Source organism: Streptomyces sp. NBC_00358 (assembly GCF_036099295.1).
Taxonomy (GTDB): domain Bacteria; phylum Actinomycetota; class Actinomycetes; order Streptomycetales; family Streptomycetaceae; genus Streptomyces.
Genome location: NZ_CP107976.1, coordinates 9,242,756 through 9,256,419 on the forward strand (window position 1 = coordinate 9,242,756; position 13,664 = coordinate 9,256,419).

At 67.8% G+C, this 13,664-nt stretch carries 14 protein-coding genes and 5 pseudogenes; 13 read left to right on the forward strand and 6 right to left on the reverse strand.

Annotated features, from left to right (window positions below; all coding sequences use genetic code 11):
- The first annotated feature begins 122 nt into the window (after positions 1-122).
- The 3 genes and pseudogenes from OHT01_RS39770 to OHT01_RS39780 form a co-directional block, all read left to right on the forward strand.
- A pseudogene (locus OHT01_RS39770) lies at positions 123-572 on the forward strand (dienelactone hydrolase family protein).
- Positions 569-748 carry a hypothetical protein gene (locus tag OHT01_RS39775; protein ID WP_328557966.1) on the forward strand — a complete coding sequence of 60 codons (180 nt, stop codon included), beginning with the start codon at positions 569-571 and terminating at the stop codon, positions 746-748. The pseudogene OHT01_RS39770 and the gene OHT01_RS39775 overlap by 4 nt, the downstream one beginning before the upstream one ends.
- A gap of 164 nt (positions 749-912) precedes the next feature.
- A pseudogene (locus OHT01_RS39780) lies at positions 913-1,506 on the forward strand (nucleotidyltransferase family protein); the annotation flags it as partial.
- Positions 1,507-1,612: 106 nt separating this feature from the next.
- On the opposite strand, the gene tnpA reads toward OHT01_RS39780, so the two are convergent.
- Positions 1,613-2,041 carry an IS200/IS605 family transposase gene (gene tnpA, locus OHT01_RS39785; RefSeq protein ID WP_328551116.1) on the reverse strand — a complete coding sequence of 143 codons (429 nt, stop codon included), beginning with the start codon at positions 2,039-2,041 and terminating at the stop codon, positions 1,613-1,615.
- A 48-nt stretch (positions 2,042-2,089) separates the two neighbouring features.
- Between tnpA and OHT01_RS39790 the strand changes: the two genes are divergently transcribed.
- Positions 2,090-3,304 (forward strand): RNA-guided endonuclease InsQ/TnpB family protein, encoded by a 1,215-nt coding sequence (locus OHT01_RS39790; RefSeq protein WP_328557967.1) that lies wholly within the window; start codon positions 2,090-2,092, stop codon positions 3,302-3,304.
- Between the two features lie 303 nt (positions 3,305-3,607).
- Positions 3,608-3,730, forward strand: a pseudogene (locus tag OHT01_RS39795) (IS21-like element helper ATPase IstB); the annotation flags it as partial.
- A gap of 290 nt (positions 3,731-4,020) precedes the next feature.
- Here the strand turns inward: OHT01_RS39795 and OHT01_RS39800 are convergent.
- A pseudogene (locus tag OHT01_RS39800) lies at positions 4,021-4,257 on the reverse strand (RNase J family beta-CASP ribonuclease); the annotation flags it as partial.
- A 189-nt stretch (positions 4,258-4,446) separates the two neighbouring features.
- Here OHT01_RS39800 and OHT01_RS39805 point away from each other — a divergent pair.
- Positions 4,447-4,695 carry a transposase family protein gene (locus tag OHT01_RS39805; protein WP_328558425.1) on the forward strand — a complete coding sequence of 83 codons (249 nt, stop codon included), beginning with the start codon at positions 4,447-4,449 and terminating at the stop codon, positions 4,693-4,695.
- A 398-nt stretch (positions 4,696-5,093) separates the two neighbouring features.
- On the opposite strand, the gene OHT01_RS39810 is transcribed toward OHT01_RS39805, so the two are convergent.
- Positions 5,094-5,423: a UBP-type zinc finger domain-containing protein gene (locus tag OHT01_RS39810; protein WP_328557968.1), complete on the reverse strand. Its 330-nt coding sequence runs from the start codon at positions 5,421-5,423 to the stop codon at positions 5,094-5,096.
- A 239-nt stretch (positions 5,424-5,662) separates the two neighbouring features.
- On the opposite strand from OHT01_RS39810, the gene OHT01_RS39815 reads away from it, so the two are divergent.
- Together OHT01_RS39815 and OHT01_RS39825 are read left to right on the forward strand one after the other, a co-directional pair.
- Positions 5,663-5,953, forward strand: a complete 291-nt coding sequence (locus OHT01_RS39815; protein WP_328558439.1) for a hypothetical protein — start codon at positions 5,663-5,665, stop codon at positions 5,951-5,953.
- A 187-nt stretch (positions 5,954-6,140) separates the two neighbouring features.
- Positions 6,141-7,004, forward strand: coding sequence for an IS5 family transposase (locus OHT01_RS39825; RefSeq protein WP_328558426.1), 864 nt, complete (start codon positions 6,141-6,143; stop codon positions 7,002-7,004).
- 68 nt (positions 7,005-7,072) lie between these two features.
- Here OHT01_RS39825 and OHT01_RS40330 read toward each other — a convergent pair whose 3' ends face one another.
- Positions 7,073-7,201 carry a DNA-binding protein gene (locus OHT01_RS40330; RefSeq protein ID WP_442814030.1) on the reverse strand — a complete coding sequence of 43 codons (129 nt, stop codon included), beginning with the start codon at positions 7,199-7,201 and terminating at the stop codon, positions 7,073-7,075.
- A gap of 105 nt (positions 7,202-7,306) precedes the next feature.
- Between OHT01_RS40330 and OHT01_RS39835 the strand changes: the two genes are divergently transcribed.
- Positions 7,307-7,498 (forward strand): hypothetical protein, encoded by a 192-nt coding sequence (locus tag OHT01_RS39835; RefSeq protein WP_328558440.1) that lies wholly within the window; start codon positions 7,307-7,309, stop codon positions 7,496-7,498.
- A gap of 43 nt (positions 7,499-7,541) precedes the next feature.
- Here the strand turns inward: OHT01_RS39835 and OHT01_RS39840 are convergent, their stop codons facing one another.
- The gene (locus tag OHT01_RS39840) at positions 7,542-8,132 is read right to left on the reverse strand and encodes an ArsR/SmtB family transcription factor (protein ID WP_328558427.1); all 591 of its coding nucleotides are present in this window, start codon (positions 8,130-8,132) and stop codon (positions 7,542-7,544) included.
- On the opposite strand from OHT01_RS39840, the gene OHT01_RS39845 reads away from it, so the two are divergent.
- The 4 genes and pseudogenes from OHT01_RS39845 to OHT01_RS39860 all read left to right on the forward strand — a co-directional run bounded on the left by OHT01_RS39845 (position 8,109) and on the right by OHT01_RS39860 (position 11,907).
- The gene (locus tag OHT01_RS39845; RefSeq protein ID WP_328558441.1) at positions 8,109-8,687 is read left to right on the forward strand and encodes a hypothetical protein; all 579 of its coding nucleotides are present in this window, start codon (positions 8,109-8,111) and stop codon (positions 8,685-8,687) included. The genes OHT01_RS39840 and OHT01_RS39845 overlap by 24 nt on opposite strands.
- 45 nt (positions 8,688-8,732) lie before the next feature.
- Positions 8,733-9,263 (forward strand): peptidoglycan-binding domain-containing protein, encoded by a 531-nt coding sequence (locus tag OHT01_RS39850; protein ID WP_328557969.1) that lies wholly within the window; start codon positions 8,733-8,735, stop codon positions 9,261-9,263.
- 225 nt (positions 9,264-9,488) lie between these two features.
- Complete coding sequence (locus OHT01_RS39855) at positions 9,489-10,712, forward strand: IS701 family transposase (protein ID WP_443043340.1); 1,224 nt, start codon at positions 9,489-9,491, stop codon at positions 10,710-10,712.
- 263 nt (positions 10,713-10,975) lie between these two features.
- Positions 10,976-11,907: pseudogene (locus OHT01_RS39860) on the forward strand (IS5 family transposase).
- Between the two features lie 225 nt (positions 11,908-12,132).
- Here OHT01_RS39860 and OHT01_RS39865 read toward each other — a convergent pair.
- Positions 12,133-13,356, reverse strand: a complete 1,224-nt coding sequence (locus tag OHT01_RS39865; RefSeq protein WP_443043340.1) for an IS701 family transposase — start codon at positions 13,354-13,356, stop codon at positions 12,133-12,135.
- Positions 13,357-13,664: the final 308 nt, after the last annotated feature.

Sequence of the window (13,664 nt, forward strand, 5' to 3'; positions counted from 1 at the left end):
GACACGTCAACCACGACAGGAGAATTCATGCCCACCAAGACCTACAGATGCCCACCGCGGACGGACAGGCCGACGCGTTCGCCGCCTTCCCCGACGGAGGCGGGCGGCACCCAGGGGTGCTGATGTACACGGAGGGCTTCGGGATCCGGCCCGTGCTGCTGGAGATGGCCCGCGAACCGGCCGGGCACGGGTACTCCGTGGTCGTCCCCAACCTCTTCATCCGGCACGGCCCGGCACCGGTGAGCGAACTTCCCGGGTGCATCGGAGAAGAGGTCCGGCCCGCGCCGTCTTCGCCCAGCTGATGCCCATGATCGAGGTGCACACCACAGAACGTGTCCTGAGCGACGCCAACGCCTATCTCAGTTCGTCACCGCTCAGCCCGAGTCAGCGCCGGACCGGTCGCGGTGACCGGCTACTGCTCAGGTGGCCTGCTGGCGACGCGCACCGCCGCGGCCCACCCCGGCCAGGTAGCGGCCCTCGCCGCGTTCCACGGTCCGGCGAGAGTCGACGGACCCGACAGCCTCTCCAAGCTCACGCCGAGGTCCACTTCGGCCACGCCGAGAGCGAGTTGACCCCCCAGGCCCTCGGCGAGCTCAACCTGGCCTTGGACGCGGCGGGTGTCGGCTACACCTCCCAGATCTACCTCGGCACCGTCCATGGCCTCACCATGTCCGACACTGATGCCTTCACCCCGCCGCGCTGCAGCTTCACTGGGACCGCCTGCTGTCCCTTCTCGGCCGCACCCTGACCAAGTGCTGAGGCTCCGGCCCGGAAATCAAGCCCGAAGTACACGTCTCCGGAGTCCCAGTAATGAGTCGGAGCCGGGGGAGGGCGGGCGCGCCCGCCCTCCCCCGAGGGGCCCTTGAGGCAGAGCTTGCCCGTCCGGCGGGCGAGCTGTGGTGGGCAGGGCTGATGATCAGCCGACTCCCTCTCGACCAGCAACTTGAGTCCCTTCGCATGGTGCTGTCCTGTAACGACATGTTGACGGAGGTCCTGTCGCGGGCGGCGACGCTGGACCTGCCCGGGTGGTATGTGACGGCCGGCTGCCTGTTCCAGACCGTGTGGAACGTCGTCACCGGCAGGCCGCCGACGAACGGCATCAAGGACTACGACCTCTTCTACTTCGACAGCGACGACCTGTCCTGGGAGGCCGAAGACACGGTGATCAAGACCGGACGCAATGTCTTCGCCGGCCTGCCCGCGGAGGTAGAGATCCGCAACGAAGCGCGAGTTCACCTGTGGTATCAGGACAAGTTCGGTGTCCCGTGTCCGCCGTATGACTCCACTGAGGCGGCGATCGACAGTTTCGCCGTGACGACCTGCTGCCTCGGAGTACGTGTGGAGGCGAACGGCCAGTGGCGCGTGTATGCGCCGCACGGCCTGTCGGACGTGTTCAACCTGGTGGTTCGGCCGAACCCGGTGCTCGCTCCACCGGCGGTCTATGAGGCCAAGGCAGCACGGTGGCGAGAGCAATGGCCCGAGCTGACTGTTCTGGACTGGCCCTCCATCCCTTGTTCTTCGCAGGGGATCCCGGCCTTCAGGCCGGGCGGGAACCCGATCCTTGGCCTGGAGGCGCGCAGCGCCGGAGATCACTACGCTTGTGGGGTGACGGTCATCCCGGGCGCTTCTGGTTCTCGATGTAGTCCTTGACGATGCTCAGCGGTGCGCCGCCGCAGGACCCCACGAAGTAGGACGGGGACCAGAACACCGAGCCGGTCCCGATCCGGTTGATCCGGCCGGTGTACTCCGCGCGCAGGTAGCGGGAGCTGACGCCTTTGAGGCTGTTGACGAGTTTGGACAGGGCGATCTTCGGCGGGTAGTGCACGAGCAGGTGGACGTGATCGCCTTCGCCGTTGAACTCCCGCAGTTGCGCGCCGAAGCTCTCGCACACATCGCGCATGATCTCCTCGCAGCGCGTCAGCATCTCGCCGTCGAAGATCTCCCGCCGGTACTTCGTGACGAACACCAAATGTGCGTGGAGGTTGAAAACGACATGATTTCCTCGTCGGACATCGGGATCCGGTTCCCACCGCGGTGACATACGCCAAGTGTAGAATCGACTGTACTCGACCGGAGGGGGGTGGGCTGGATGATCCGTGCGTACAAATTCCTGCTGCGGCCCACCGTCCGCCAAGGTCAGGCGCTCGCCGAGATGCTGCGCGACCACTGCTCCCTCTACAACGCGGCGTTGCAGGAACGCCGTGACGCCTGGCGGCACGTCTCGAGGAGCACCGTCAGGTACGGGATGCAGTCCGCGCAACTGAAGGAGATCCGGGCGTTCGACCCGGAGCGTCAGGGCCGCTGGTCGTTCTCCTCGCAGCAGGCCACCTTGCGCCGCCTGGACAAGGCGATGCAGGCGTTCTTCCGCCGCGTCAAGGCTGGACAGACGCCCGGTTACCCGCGCTTTCGCGGGGTGAGCTGGTTCGACACGGTGGACTTCCCCAGGGACGGGGACGGCTGCCGCTGGGACCCCACTCCGCATGACCCGGTCACCCGGGTCCGCCTCCAGGGCGTCGGGCAGGTGAAGGTCCACCAGCACCGCCCGGTGGCCGGCAGGGTCAAAACCGTCTCCGTCAAGCGTGAGGGCCGTAAGTGGTTCGTCGTCCTGACTGTCGAGCAGGAACAGCCAAGGCCACTGCCCGCGACCGGCAGCGTGGTCGGGATCGACCTGGGCATCGCGAACTTCCTCGCCGACTCGGGCGGCGTCTTCGTACCCAACCCGCGCCACGGCCGCCGCGCGGCCGCCAAGCTCCAAGCCGCACAGCAGGCCCTGTCCCGGTTCCCCCGCCGCAAGGCCAAAGACCGCACCGCCAACCACCGGCGCGCCGTGGAGAAAGTTGCCCAGCTCCACGGCAAGGTCCGCCGCCAACGGCTGGACCACGCGCACAAGACCGCCCTCCACCTGGTCCGCACACACGACGTCATCGCGCACGAAGACCTCAAGATCCGCAACATGAGCAGGGCCCCCGCACCGAAACCCGACCCCGACCAGACAGGCGCGTTCCTGCCCAACGGGGCAGCCGCCAAGGCCGGACTCAACAAGTCGATCAACGATGCCGGTTGGGGGGTGTTCCTGACGATCCTGCACGCCAAGGCTGAAAGCGCCGGACGAGAAGTGATCGCCGTCGACCCCCGCAACACCTCCCGCACCTGCCCCCACTGCGGGCACACCGCCAAAGAGAACCGGCCCACACAGGAAACGTTCCACTGCATCGCCTGCGGACACATTGCGCACGCCGACACAGTGGCAGCACTCAACGTTCTACGGGCCGGGCTGGTCCGTCGCAACGCCAACCTGGCATAGCGAGAAGCCCCCGGCTTCAGCCGGGGGAGGAGTCACGAGTGTCATGTCGGCCTCGTCCCGTCCCCTCGTCCGTCGACTGACGTCGGCAGCGCAGGCGGCCCAGGCCAGGCCCCGCCCAGGCCGAGACCGAACCCGCATCTGCGTCAGGGCCAGCTGGTTCCCGGGAAACCGTCGGCGGCGGTGACGTCCTTGCACGAGTGGCGGCTCGCGCGCACCTACTTGCGGACACCAGGCCGCTGCCCTCGGTGACCCCCTATGACCAATTGCTCCGCCCCCGCCGAACCAGCGTGGGGGAGCAGCACAGTGACCCTGCCCCGCCGGCGAGGCTTGACCGAACAGGCCGCCGACGCAGCCATCGACACCGCTTGTCGAATGCTGCGGCTGCCCTCGATCCGCAACGAGTTCTCCGACATCGCCGACCGGGCGGATGCTGCCGAGTGCGGCCCGTGCCGCCCCGTTAACGACTCCCACTGAGCGCATAGGTGTGCCGGGCCCACCGGGACCCGGCACACACTTGAGTGAGATCCGTACGAACGAGTCCGCCGCCGTGCCGCGCCCGCCAGGATGGAGCGGTTGGCAATGTCACCCTTTCGCTGCCCGAGCGCCGTCGGCTGCGACCGACTGCGTGGCGGCTCCTCGGGCGGCTGCTGACTCCCGTGCCCGGCTTCGATACTCGCGAGCCGGGCACGGCAGGCAGGGGGCGGTGCTGCCGGGGCTCAGGCGTCGATGATGACGGGGATGATGAGGGGCCTGCGGCGGTAGGTGCGAAACGCCCAGTTCGCCACGGCGCGGGCGATGAGCTGTTCGAGTTGGATCGCGTCCCCGATGCCTTCGTCGGCGGCGGTGGCCAGGGTCTTCTCGATGACGGGGATGACCGGCTCGAAGGTGGTGTCGTCATGGGCGAAGCCGCGGGCCAGGAAGTCGGGGGCTTCGGCGAGGGCGCCGGTGTCGGCCGGCTCGGGGTGTTGCCTGAAAACGAGCGGTGGCCTGTGTGGGGTGGCTGACAGTTCGGGGCCGTGGATGAACTCGTGCTCCAGGTGAAGGAGCTGCTCCTGCCGTCCGTCGACGACGTCGTGGTGCTGTCGGTGGACGTGAACATCGCGATAGTGCACGTTGACGTGTGCTGCACTGCGGCGGGTGCCGTGTGCCCGGGGTGCGGGACGTGGTCGAGCCGTGTTCACGGCTCCTACCTGCGGTTTCCTGCTGATGTACCCAGTGCCGGGCGAAGTGTCTTACTGCGGTTAAGAGTCCGCCGGTTCAACTGCCAGGACGCCGTATGGCGCAGGGACAGCAAGAACTCGGCGCCGTTGTTCGGGCAGGCGAGCAGCACCACCCGGCGGATCCTGCTCAGTTCGCGGCCCCTGCCCTCGGTGAGCATCCACGTCAGGTAGCGCTGGACGACGAGGCCGCCTTGGCTGTGGGCGAGCAGCATCAGCCGCCCGTATCCCTCCGCTTCGGTGGCCAGGTACTCCTTCAGGTCGTCGGCCACGATGTTGAGGTCGGGGAATGCGTGCGTCGGGTTCACCCGGATGAGGCCGGTGTCGTAACCGAACTTCAGGGAATCGACGAAGTCGAGATCGGTGTCGCCGTCCAGGAGATCCTGCAGCGGATCCCACACCCCAACCGGTCCCGGGCCGGACGCAGCCGGTCTCCGGGGTGGGTCGTCCGGACAGGGTGCACAGCCACGGCCGGGACCAGATCCAGCGCGTGGGGCGGTAGGGAGCACTGGTGGGTGGCTGCGAGGCGAAGTAGCCCCACTCTGGATGGGTTGGGGTGAGGGGGTCGCCGCTCACTCCGTTGAGTGGCCGTCGCGAGGGTGGAGGAATACTTCATCAACGTAGCACCAGGCCCATGGCTCGCCGCTTGGGTCCATGGAACGCGCGAGGGGGTGGCCACTCGATGCGTAGTGGGCGGTGGCATGGGCGCCTGGCGCACTGTCGCTGCACCCGATGTGTCCGCAGGTCAGGCAGAGCCGCAGACGTGTCTCCTCGTGTCCCTGGACGAAGCACTCGGGACAAACGCGCCTTCGGGGCGCTGGTGCCGGGCTTGGAGCGGCGGCATGGGGACAGTCGCGGCCCTCCGGGCGGCCCCCGTCTGGTTGCACCACCCACTCGGTCATGGTGTTGCCTCTCGATTGCTGGTGGAGTCACCAGTACTTCGCGAACGTAAGGACAGGCGGATGCACAGCCGACGGCGGTCGTGACGGCCTCGGCGACGCTGCGCAGCAGCAGATGAGCGATGTCGAGGCGGTCGAGCGGCCAGAGGCGGAGTGTGGGACAGGGCAGTCCAGGCCAACCCGACCCGCTTCGACGGGCCGGTGGGGTTTGTCGTGGGCCTCGATTTCCGGGGCTCCTTCATGTGGGCCAGGTCATCGAGTACGCCGAGGACCTGGCCGACGCCGGTCTCCTGCACACCCACCCGGTCCGTGTCCTGGGCGTCGACGACTTCGCTCTGCGTAAGGGCGATACGTACGCCACCCTCCTGGTGGTCGATCTGGAGGCCCGCCGACCACTCGACGTACTTGCGGGCCGGGACCCGCCGAGCCGCTGGCCGCATCGCTGCGCGGCGAAGATCGCCCGGGCTGGCACCTACGCCGAGGGCGCAGCGTGGTCCGCGAGTACGCGGCCATCAGCAGCACCCGTTCCTTGAACAGGCTCCAGGGTCGGCCCCTGCGCACCGGTTGGCGACCTCACGTCGCAACGATGTGATCAGCCTTCCGGAATGACGCATCCAGCAGGGAGTTTGCTTGCTCAGCGAGACGCGGATGCTGGTCCAGTCCGGGGCGCCGATGTCCTGGGTTCCTTCGTAGTCCCCTAGGCAGTTTCGTTTGGATCAGGTGGTCGTTGGTCTGGGTGTGTCGTTAACAGATGCGCAGTGGGCGCGGATCGAGCCGTTGCTCCCGGACCGGACGCCGCAGCGGGGTGGTCGCTGGCGGGATCACCGAGAGGTGATCGACGCGATCGCGTTCAAGTTCCAGACCGGAACGCAGTGGGTCCACTTGCCGGACAGGTACGACAACTGGCGGGGTGTCTACAACCGGTTGCGGATGTGGGCTGTGGATGGCACCTGGGAACGCGTGTTCACCGCGCTGATCGCCCAGGCCGATGCGGACGACGACCTGGCCTGGGCCGTGTCGGTGGACTCCACGATCGTGCGGGCTCACCAGCACGCTGCTGGGCCCGCAAAAAAAGGGGCCCCGGCCGGCAAACCCGCCGACCACGCCATCGGCAGGTCCCGCGGCGGGCTGCCCACCAAGATCCACCTCGCGGCCGATGCCCGCTGTCGGCCCCTGGCGTTCGTCCTCACCGCCGGACAGGCCGGTGATGCACCCGCCTTCACCGCCGTCATGGCCCGCCTGCGCGTTCCTCGGCGACGAGGCCGTCCGCGCACCAGACCGGACGTGGTCCTGGCGGACAGGGCCTACTCGTCCCGCGCGATCCGCGACCATCTGCGCAAGCGCGGCATCCGGACGGTGATTCCGGTCCCGGCGGACCAGCGCGGCCACCGCCTCCGACGGGGCAGTCGGGGCGGCAGACCGCCGGCCTTCGACCGCGAGATCTACAAGCAGCGCAACACCGTCGAACGGTGTATCAACCGCCTGAAGCAGTGGCGAGGCATCGCGACCCGCTACGAGAAGACCGCGACCGTCTACCTGGCCGGACTCCACATCGCAGGCATCTTCCTATGGTCCGCCCGGTGATCCAGACGAAGGTCCCTAGCGCGGCCGCGTTCTCCTTGGGGGGCGGGGCCGCTTTTGTCCGGCCGGGGTCAGGCGTCGGGACGGCAGTCGTATGCGGCGAGCGTCGCTTTGTTCGTCGACGCGTCCTGGAAGACGAGCTCCCAAGCGCCGGTGTTGACGTCGAACTCTTTACCGAAACCGACCCACTTGCCCGTCATACGACGGCCCGTCGGCTCAACAAGCACCTGGACCGCCCCGTGGTACCGGGCGCCCCGGTGATGCCCCTCGGTCGCCGTCTGCTCGGTCCACGTCCCGGTGGCGACGTGACCGTCCAGCTCCAGGTCCCACGCGCCGAGGATGAGGACCCGCTCGTCGTAAAGCGCTGGGACTACGAGCCCAAGGGCTGGGAGCGCCTGCTGAAGGAGCACGGCTCCACGGACGTGCGGGCCTCGGTGCTCGATACGCCGCCCGGCAAGCGCGAGGTCGGCACGCTCGTCGTCCAGGCCCGCGCGTAACCCTCTGAGCGGGGACCAGGCTCCGGCTGAAGCTTCGTCCCCGTCATCCGTCAGGCTGATCAGGGCGAGTTCGGATGTGCGGCCTTCGCGCTTGGGCCGCCTTCGCGCCGTCGCGGTCCCGACGAAGCAGGGCTGCGCCGAGCGGAGTGACGGTATGGAGGACCGCCGGGCCGATCCGTCGACTGGTTGTCAGTCCAGCCTCCTGGAGTACGGAGGCGTGCCGGCTCGCGGTGGAAGGCGAAACCCCCAGGGCGTGGGCGAGCTCTCCTGTGGTCAGACCGTCCGCGGCACACCTGAGGACACGTGCTCGTGTGACTCCAAGAAGTGCCCCGAGGGGCGCTCCCTCATCGAGGCGGGGGTCCTGCGGCACGGGCGCATGGTTCAACGGATACGAGAGAACTGGCGGCAGCTCGGCGTTCGCCAGTGCGACCGGGGTGCCCCACAGGAAGTACGTCGGAACGATCCGGAGCCCCCGTCCCCGTAGGTGAAGGTCGCGTTCCGTTCTGTAGTCCACTTCGAGTATCGGTTCGCGCCACCGAATGCGTGGCCCCAGGCTCGACAGCACCCCCTCGATCCCGCTGGTCAGCAGAGTACGTGCGAGAAGGCTCCGGTGCGCGATGAGGCCACTGTCCATGTGTTCCGTGAAGGGCGCGACCGCGACCGCGTGGTAGCGACGGATCAGGTCGGTGAGCCCTCGCCGCTCGACCGGCCGGCCCAGCCGCAGAGCCCAGGACGGCACGCCGCGCACACGGTCGAGGAGAGCTATCTCATGGAGCACGTCCTGCCGGGGCGGACGAAGGATGCCGTCAATTCCCGACTCAAGACCACCCTCCGACTCCGGGGGCGTCAGGAAGTCGGGCAGGTACGGCCCGAGCGGATACAGGGAGAGCAGCACCTCCCGTACGGGACGGGCGAGTCCGGCAGTACCCAGGTCGACACGGACCGTCCGGTGCCAAGCGGCGAACTGACTGCGGCCCGTGCGGGACTGAAGACGGTGAAGCGTTGCGAGCACCTCCCACATCGGGTCAGGCTGCGCGGCAACACGGATGCGAGCGAGATCGACCTCGGTGAAGTGAATACGGAGCACGCGACTCCCCTCGAAAGCCTCCTTGTTTGCACTCAGCCGCAAGAGTGTGTCCCCGCCGACGCGTGCGTGCCAAGGTTCCGCAAGGCCAACTGGCCCCAGTGACCCGAATCCGACGGTCCACCGTCACCTGAACCAGGAGGAACTCCCGTGAACTCGAAGTCATCCAGGCTTGCTGCCTGCACAATCGGTGCCCTGACCGCCACCGTCCTCGCGGTGAGTGCCACCCCGGCGTCCGCGAGCGGTAGCTACAGCGGCCTGGCCTATGTCTACGGCGGCGGAGTCTTCGCCGACGACTGGGACAACGAAGGCATTGTGGACACCACTCACAACAAGCAGTCCAACGCCACCTGCCTGTGGCAGAAGGTCCTCTGGGCCGACGGCGAACTCGCCGCTTCCGGTATCGACGGCGACTTCGGGAGCAACACGGCCGCCGCGACAGCGCGGTGGCAGACCAAGTTCCAAGTACCCAGCGACGGCTCCGCCGGCGAGAAGACGTGGACCGCGGCGGGCAATTGGCTGCGCAACTCCGACTACCTGCCGAGCGGCAACACCGTGGCCTACTACATCGGCACCAGCTACACCATCAGTCTCTCGCGCGACAGCGACGGCTACTACCACTTCACCGACGGAGACGGCAGCGGGCGCATCGCAGGCTACAACTACCGCACCTGCAGCTAAGGGCCGCACGATCGCTGCGAGGCCCGGGCCTGCAGCACGTACCCACGTCACGTTGTCGCTCGTGACGTCTAGTACTCCAGCAGGATTTCGCTGTCTGACCTGGTCTTTCGCCGGGTGGCGGGAGTGTAGCGGGACTTCGGTCGTGCGGGGGCGGTCTCACGGAGACCGCCCCTCGATCATGTGACAACGCTGCAGGTAGTGACAGCGGCGGGGCAGCCTCCGAGGGTGATCACCGAGTATGCCGCCGCGCAGTGGGACCTCGAACTGGACGATCTCTTCCTGACTATCGGGCACCGCTTCGGCCGAGTCGAGCTTCGTCGCCGCATGCGCGACTACGTACGTGGGCTGCTCGCCCCGGTGGCCCGCAAGAACAGCTGGCAGTTGGCCGAGCAGGCTGGCCACCGCACGCCCGACGGCCTGCAGCACCTCCTCGCCGGAGCGAAGTGGGAGCCCGATGACATTCGCGACGACCTGCAGGAATACGTCGCCGACAAGCTCGGCGAGAACGACGGCGTGCTGATCATCGACGACACCGGGTTCATCAAGAAGGGCAGTACCTCCGCCGGGGTCCAGCGCCAGTACTCCGGAACCGCCGGCCGCACCGAGAACTGTCAGATCGGCGTCTTCGGCGCCTACGCCTCGGCCCGTGGCCGGGCTCTGGTCGACCGTGAGCTCTACCTCCCGAAGTCGTGGACCGAGGACCGGGAACGCTGCCGCACCGCAAGGGTCCCCGACGAGCGGGAGTTCGCCACCAAGGGCGAACTGGCCCGGCATATGGTGCTGCGGGCCCTCGCCTCACCGCTGCCCATCGCGTGGGTCACCGCGGATTCCGCCTACGGTCAGGACAACCGATTCCGTCGGCTGCTGGAACAGTCGGGTGTCGGCTACGTGCTGGCTGTGCCCAAGTCGCAGTTCAGCGTGGGCTGTTCACGGATCGAGGGTCTGTTCGCGCAGGCCCCGGACGAGGCGTGGGAGAAGATCTCATGCGGCAACGGCGCGAAGGGGCCCCGCGTCTACCACTGGGCAGCAGTACGGCTGCCGGCCGTCGCCGAGTTCGACTATCAGGGCGAGGTCCCCCATCGAATGCGATGGGCACTGGCCCGGCGCAGCATCAGCAAGCCCGACGAGATCGCCTACTACCTCGCCTACGCACCGCTTCAGGTCACCGTCCAGGAGCTGGTGCGGGTCGCCGGCACACGCTGGGCGATCGAGGAGTGCTTCCAGGCCGCGAAGAACGAATGTGGCCTGGACCAGTACGAAGTCCGCCGCTACGTGGGCTGGTATCGGCACATCACTTTGGCCATGCTGGCGCACGCCTTCCTGTCCGCCACGGCATACCAGCCCTGGGAAAAGGGGGCGGAACAGGTGAGACAACCGGGGCCGTCGGGCTCACAGTGGCGGAGGTTCGGCGACTCCTGGCAGCTTGTCGTGCCCGACCCCCGCACCTGAGCGGACACCGCGGACGACACCACGCGCTGAGCTGGTCGAACTGGCGCCGCCGACGCCAAGCAGTCGCCCGCCGCTGTCACTACCTGCGGCGTTGTCGCACGATCGAGGGGCGGTCTCCGTGAGACCGCCCCCGCACGACCGAAGTCCCGCTACACTCCCGCCACCCGGCGAAAGACCAGGTCAGACAGCGAAATCCTGCTGGAGTACTAGGACCTGTCCGGCCGATCATGTGACTACTCCACGACCGGGTCGTTGATGTGGGCATGGGGCGGGGAGATCTGAGTGATGCCGAGTGGGAACGGCTGCGGCCGTTCCTGCCGGTCAGCAACAGGCGTTGTGGCAGGTGGAGGGATCACCGGCAGGTGATCGACGGGATTCTGCACCGGGTGCGGACCGGCGTGCAGTGGCGTGACCTGCCGGACCGGTTCGGGCCGTGGAAGACCGTTTACGAACGGCACAGGCTGTGGTCCGCCGACGGCACTTGGGAGCGTCTGCTCCAGCAGGTCCAGGCCGCGGCGGACGCGGCCGGTGAGATCGACTGGGAGATCTCCGTCGACTCCACCGTCGTTCGCGCGCATCAGCATGCGGCCGGCGCTCGGACCGACCCGCCGCCGGTGCCCGCTTCAAAGGGGGCCGGGCAGGCAGAACACCAGGGCGAGACTCCGTGGCAGAGTCTCGCCGCGCGCCTGGTGGAGGTGGTGCTGGAGGTGAGGGCCTGGGCCGCTCGCGCGGCGGGTTCACCACCAAGCTCCACCTGAGCGCGGACGGCCGCTGCCGCCCGCTGTCCCTGATCGTCACTCCAGGGCAGCGGGCGGACTGCACCCAGTTCAAAACGGTGCTGGAGAAGATTCGCGTCCCGCGGACCGGGTCGGGCAGACCCCGCAAAAGACCTGACAGCCTCGCCGCGGACAAGGCCTACAGCAACGGACCGTGCCGCGACTACCTGCGGCGCCGGGGCATCCCGCACACGATCCCGGAGAAGACAGACAGCCAGGCCGCCCGCCTGCGAAAGGGCTCACGAGGCGGGCGGCCACCCGGCTTTGACAAAGAGCGGTACAAGAAACGCAACACCATCGAACGGGCCATCAACCGCCTCAAGCAGTCCCGGGCCGTCGCCACCCGCTACGACAAGCGCCGATACGTCTACCTCGGCACCACCACAGCGGCAGCCCTCGTCATCTGGCTACGAACTTGATCGCCCGGACAAGTCCTAGTACTCCAGCAGGATTTCGCTGTCTGACCTGGTCTTTCGCCGGGTGGCGGGAGTGTAGCGGGACTTCGGTCGTGCGGGGGCGGTCTCACGGAGACCGCCCCTCGATCGTGCGACAACGCCGCAGGTAGTGACAGCGGCGGGCGACTGCTTGGCGTCGGCGGCGCCAGTTCGACCAGCTCAGCGCGTGGTGTCGTCCGCGGTGTCCGCTCAGGTGCGGGGGTCGGGCACGACAAGCTGCCAGGAGTCGCCGAACCTCCGCCACTGTGAGCCCGACGGCCCCGGTTGTCTCACCTGTTCCGCCCCCTTTTCCCAGGGCTGGTATGCCGTGGCGGACAGGAAGGCGTGCGCCAGCATGGCCAAAGTGATGTGCCGATACCAGCCCACGTAGCGGCGGACTTCGTACTGGTCCAGGCCACATTCGTTCTTCGCGGCCTGGAAGCACTCCTCGATCGCCCAGCGTGTGCCGGCGACCCGCACCAGCTCCTGGACGGTGACCTGAAGCGGTGCGTAGGCGAGGTAGTAGGCGATCTCGTCGGGCTTGCTGATGCTGCGCCGGGCCAGTGCCCATCGCATTCGATGGGGGACCTCGCCCTGATAGTCGAACTCGGCGACGGCCGGCAGCCGTACTGCTGCCCAGTGGTAGACGCGGGGCCCCTTCGCGCCGTTGCCGCATGAGATCTTCTCCCACGCCTCGTCCGGGGCCTGCGCGAACAGACCCTCGATCCGTGAACAGCCCACGCTGAACTGCGACTTGGGCACAGCCAGCACGTAGCCGACACCCGACTGTTCCAGCAGCCGACGGAATCGGTTGTCCTGACCGTAGGCGGAATCCGCGGTGACCCACGCGATGGGCAGCGGTGAGGCGAGGGCCCGCAGCACCATATGCCGGGCCAGTTCGCCCTTGGTGGCGAACTCCCGCTCGTCGGGGACCCTTGCGGTGCGGCAGCGTTCCCGGTCCTCGGTCCACGACTTCGGGAGGTAGAGCTCACGGTCGACCAGAGCCCGGCCACGGGCCGAGGCGTAGGCGCCGAAGACGCCGATCTGACAGTTCTCGGTGCGGCCGGCGGTTCCGGAGTACTGGCGCTGGACCCCGGCGGAGGTACTGCCCTTCTTGATGAACCCGGTGTCGTCGATGATCAGCACGCCGTCGTTCTCGCCGAGCTTGTCGGCGACGTATTCCTGCAGGTCGTCGCGAATGTCATCGGGCTCCCACTTCGCTCCGGCGAGGAGGTGCTGCAGGCCGTCGGGCGTGCGGTGGCCAGCCTGCTCGGCCAACTGCCAGCTGTTCTTGCGGGCCACCGGGGCGAGCAGCCCACGTACGTAGTCGCGCATGCGGCGACGAAGCTCGACTCGGCCGAAGCGGTGCCCGATAGTCAGGAAGAGATCGTCCAGTTCGAGGTCCCACTGCGCGGCGGCATACTCGGTGATCACCCTCGGAGGCTGCCCCGCCGCTGTCACTACCTGCAGCGTTGTCACATGATCGAGGGGCGGTCTCCGTGAGACCGCCCCCGCACGACCGAAGTCCCGCTACACTCCCGCCACCCGGCGAAAGACCAGGTCAGACAGCGAAATCCTGCTGGAGTACTAGGCCCAATGCCGTTGCGTTACGGGCTTGCGGGTTGGGGTCTTGTGATGAGGACGGCTTGAGGTTCGGTGCGGGTCGGCTGTGGCCAGGCACGGTGTTCAGGTCGTTTGAGGTGGTAGTTGGACATGTTGCGTTTCACGACGCGGGCTGGCTG

Bases quoted from the DNA above. Each gene is read 5' to 3' on its own strand.
- tnpA (WP_328551116.1), bottom strand. From the start codon at position 2,041: ATGTCACCGCGGTGGGAACCGGATCCCGATGTCCGACGAGGAAATCAT.
- OHT01_RS39790 (WP_328557967.1), top strand. From the start codon at position 2,090: ATGATCCGTGCGTACAAATTCCTGCTGCGGCCCACCGTCCGCCAAGGT.
- OHT01_RS39810 (WP_328557968.1), bottom strand. From the start codon at position 5,423: ATGACCGAGTGGGTGGTGCAACCAGACGGGGGCCGCCCGGAGGGCCGC.
- OHT01_RS40330 (WP_442814030.1), bottom strand. From the start codon at position 7,201: ATGACGGGCAAGTGGGTCGGTTTCGGTAAAGAGTTCGACGTCAACACC.
- OHT01_RS39840 (WP_328558427.1), bottom strand. From the start codon at position 8,132: ATGGACAGTGGCCTCATCGCGCACCGGAGCCTTCTCGCACGTACTCTG.